The organism is Planctomycetia bacterium (assembly GCA_034440135.1).
Classification (GTDB): Bacteria; Planctomycetota; Planctomycetia; order Pirellulales; family JALHLM01; genus JALHLM01.
Genome location: JAWXBP010000036.1, coordinates 1 through 4,312 on the forward strand (window position 1 = coordinate 1; position 4,312 = coordinate 4,312).

The 4,312-nt window shown below is 61.2% G+C and carries 3 protein-coding genes; all 3 read left to right on the forward strand.

The features are described from left to right. A partial coding sequence (locus SGJ19_01825) for a serine/threonine-protein kinase (GenBank protein MDZ4778975.1) occupies window positions 1-3,139 on the forward strand: 3,139 nt, incomplete at its 5' end. 407 nt (window positions 3,140-3,546) lie between these two features. Continuing rightward, the gene (locus tag SGJ19_01830; protein ID MDZ4778976.1) at window positions 3,547-3,876 is read left to right on the forward strand and encodes a hypothetical protein; all 330 of its coding nucleotides are present in this window, start codon (window positions 3,547-3,549) and stop codon (window positions 3,874-3,876) included. A 66-nt stretch (window positions 3,877-3,942) separates the two neighbouring features. Beyond that, a partial coding sequence (locus SGJ19_01835) for a hypothetical protein (protein ID MDZ4778977.1) occupies window positions 3,943-4,312 on the forward strand: 370 nt, incomplete at its 3' end.

Sequence of the window (4,312 nt, forward strand, 5' to 3'; positions counted from 1 at the left end):
CGGCGATGGCGTGGTCCATCGCGATATCAAGCCTGCGAATCTTCTGCTCGACACCAAGGGCAACGTCAAGATCCTCGACATGGGCCTGGCTCGGATCGATGACGGCCTGGCCGCGCAAGAGGGTCTGACGCAATCGGGCCAGGTCATGGGCACGGTCGATTACATGGCACCCGAGCAAGCGTTCGATACGCGCCACGCCGATGCGCGGGCCGATGTCTATTCGCTCGGCTGCACGCTGTATCGGCTGCTCACGGCGCAGAACATGTACGAGGGCGAGTCGCTCGTCCAGAAGCTGATGGGCCACCAGAGCAAGCCGATTCCGAAGCTGACGAAAGCTCGACCCGATGTTCCGCCGCAATTGGAAGCCGTCTTCGAGCGGATGGTCGCCAAGGACCCCAAAGAGCGCTACCAAACGATGGCCGAAGTGGCGCAAGCCCTCGCGCCGTTCGATGAAGCCGGTGCTGCACCCCCGAGCGGCAGCGGACTGACGGGGCACTTCGAAGGACTCGGCGGTAGTGGTTCTGCAACTAGCGCCGCACTCCTCGCGCAGCCAACGGCGGCACAAGTCCAAACGGGCGAGTTCCTGCCGACGATCTCGCTCAACAACCCCCTGCAATCGACGGACCCGGTTTCGGCGCGGTCGATTCAAATGGTGCGGCAAAACACACCGCGGCCCGGTGCGAACAAACGCCCCCCGGGCATTCGCAAGAAGATGCTGATAGCGGCCGGCGGACTCGGCGGCGTCTTGGCCGTGTTGCTCGGCATCTGGGTCATTATCAAAGACAAGGACGGCAACGAAGTTGCGCGCGTGCCCGTTCCCGAAGGAGGCACGGCGACGGTTCAAGCAGAAGCATCGCCTGTGAGCGCGTCGCCGGCCGCGAACTCCGCGAACGCTCCAGCCGCGGTCGCCGCGTGGCTCTTGGAGAACAAGAAGCTGGGCGCAATCCGCGTCGAGATCGCCGGGCGGACTCAAAATGCGACCACGGTCCCTACCGGACCCTTTAAGGTGGTCGGGCTCAATTTCAGCCGGGTCAACAATGCCGGCCAGCCGTTGACGGAAGACGAAGTCGCGCGGTTGGCCGCGTTCACCGACCTGGAGGCGTTGGAGCTTTCCACGCTCACCGATGCCGGATTGGCGAAGCTCGCACCGCTCAAGAAGCTGAAATCGCTCATCGTCCCCGGCAGCGAGCTCACGCCGGCCGCTGTGTCGACGATCCGGCAGTTTTCGCAACTGGAGCATCTCCGTGCGTTCGGCAACGATGAATGGCTCAAGCCGCTCGCCGGCATGCCGAGCCTTCGTTCGATGACATTTTGGAAGCTTAAGGTATCTTCCGAGGCGATGAGCTTGTTCCCGCAATATCCGAGCCTCAAGGAGCTGTTGTTTCACGAATGCGTTGAGGACGAAAAAGTTGCGAAATCGTTCGTCACCCTTTCGCCGTTGAAGGATTGCAAGAACCTCTCGAAGCTGACTTTGGGCGGCGGCAATATCGACGCCCCCGAGCTCGCCGTGTTGAGTGGGTTCACCCAATTGCTCGAGCTCAATCTCAACGGGCCGTCGCTCACCGAAGCCGAAGTGAAGCAACTCGCCGCGGACTTGCCGCGCTGCAAGATCACTTGGCGAGACGCTGCGAATCAGTTGCATGTCTTCGAGCCGACCGCCGCGCCGGCCATCCCCCCCGCGACGACCGCGAGCGTGACGCCGCAACCCGCCGTCGGCCAACCGGTCGACTTATTGCCTCTGGTCGATCTAAGCAAAGACGTCGTCGAAGGCGAATGGAGCAAATCCGACGTCGGGTTCATGACCGAGAAGGGGGCGACCAACAGCTTTCTCCGCCTCCCCGTGGAACCCGGCGAAGCGTATTCGTTGCGGACCGCCTTTTCGATCGATCGCGGCAACGTCAGCGTCGTTCTTCCCTTCCAGCCCAAAGGCGTGGAGATTCTTTTTTCCACCAATCGAGTCGAGCTTTGGCTGAAGAAAAACGGCGACCCGACGAACCCTAAAGGAGAGTTGCCGGTCGGAAGGATGAACGACGGCAATCGTCATGAGTTGCAGATCGACGTCACTCGCCCTAGCGACATGGAGACGGGTATCCGCGTGGCGGTCGACGGAAACGTGATCGTCGACTGGAAAGGCCCTCTGCAGGAGATGCAGCATTCGCGAGTCTCCGATCCGGCCCTCGTCTTCGGATCGTTTCTCACGAGCAAAGGCCTCGCGAAACTACTCGAAGCGAAACTCACGACCACGCAGGGGAGCATGAAGTCGGCGCGCGTAACGGCGCCTGCCGCCGGGCCCGTCGCCACGGCCGGCGCGCTCTTCATGCACGCCCCCGAGTTCGAGCAATGGCGGAAAGACACGGCAGCCAAGCCGGCCGAAGAGCAGCTCGCGGCCGTCTCGAAGAAGTTGATGGAACTCCATCCCGGGTTCGACGGGAAGTTCACCAGTGCGAAAGGAAACTCGCCTCCGCCGATCGAAAGCGGCGTAGTGACCGAACTGAGATTCAACAGTCCCGACATTACGGATCTCTCGCCGCTGCGAGCACTCACGGTCCTCAAAGTGTTGAGTTTCGCCGGACTGCGCGGAAAGCTCACCGATTTGTCGCCGCTAACGGGAATGCAGGTGACTGAGCTAAATCTGTCGGGGATGGGCCACACGTTGACCGACCTGTCGCAGCTCAAGGGTCTACGACTGGAGAAGTTGACCTGTCGCGAGTTGCGAACGCTGGTCGACATTGCGCCGCTCAAAGGGATGCCGCTCAAGCACCTCGATCTCCTCGGTACGGCCGTTGCGGACTTAGCGCCGCTCCAAGGAATGCCGTTGGAGTATCTGGCCCTCCCCGAGCCGATCAAGGAGTTGACCGGACTCAAGGGAATGTCGCTGACACGCCTCGAATGCGGCGGGCCGGAACTTGCGGACTTGTCGCCGCTGCGAGGTATGCCGCTGGAGACGTTATGGTGCAAAGGCACGAAGGTTACGGATCTCTCGCCACTCTATGAATGCAGGAAGCTGAAAGAGCTGAACATCGAAAAAACGAAGATCACTCCTGCCGTGGTAGCCGCCCTGCAAAAGGCCCTCCCGAACTGCAAAGTGACTTGGGACGATCCGACCAAAGCGACGCCCAACGCCGGCACGAAGCAGTAGCCCGTACAACCGTACGCGCCCGCCGGTTTCTCATGAAACCTGTCGTCACGTGAGAAGCATCAACGATCAATCGTTGTTGAGTGCCGGCCGATGTCGACTTCGGCGACTCCTTGCACGCTTCGGTCACATCGACCGAAGCAGCAAGGGGCCAAATCGCCGTCGCCACCGTCACCTATCCGGCGACGCGTTGCAACTCCTTCAGCGACGCGAGCGTCGAAGCGACGAAGCGGGACTGCTGTGCTGGTCCACCGATCTTCGTAGTGTCTTCCGACGATCGCAATCCATTGATAACGCGGAGTTTAAGCTAATCTTCCCAGGACAAGACGAACGACCGTTCCCGGGAGCTCAAAATGCCGCGACGGAAGACGCTTCCCCCGCTTCCACTCCCCAAAGCATGGAACTCCCGGGTGAAATCGGCCGTTTTGCATGTCCTGGCCCTGGCGCAGTATGCCTTGACGTATAGTCGCAGTTGGGCGGTGGACGGCAGCAACCAGCGGGTACGGCTCCAGGCCGAATGCGATCGCCTCCGACAAGAAGTCGCTTTACTGCGCGAGGAGATCCGGATCAAGGATCTCCGGATGACGCAGCTCGAACCGGTGCGTCGGCCGCACTATCCACCCACTGCGCGCATGGCGATTCTCGAACTACGCGCCGCTCGAGCCTGGTCGCTGGAGCAGACAGCCGGGCAGCGAGTCACGACATTCTGGAGTTTCGTGCGCGAGTTCTCGCCATTTTAACCGATCCGGTCCGGCGATTGCGATCCGCCCGGTTGCTCTGCCGGTGGGGGTGATCATGATCGGGTGATGGCTACCGCAACTCGCGCGCAACGTCGTTACGATCACCGTCTCCGGAATCTGGTCCGCACCACGCAGGACATCCACTGTGCCGTTCAACGAGGCGTCCCGCGCTCGACGGCCCGAGGCTGGCTGACAAAAACGGACACTTCAGTCGTCACCGTCGATGCGGTCGACATGGACGCGTCTCAGCTGCAACGGGAAGTGTTGCAGCTACGTAGACGTATTCAGAAACTGACCGCGCTGCTGCGGGTGCTGTTGGTGGTGTTCCGAATATCCAGCTACTCGTTGAACCAGGTTCGACTGCCGGAGGGCAACAACAAACGCTCGCTGCTGCAAGCCATCGAACGGTCGCGTTCCGCTCTGCCGTTACGGTCCC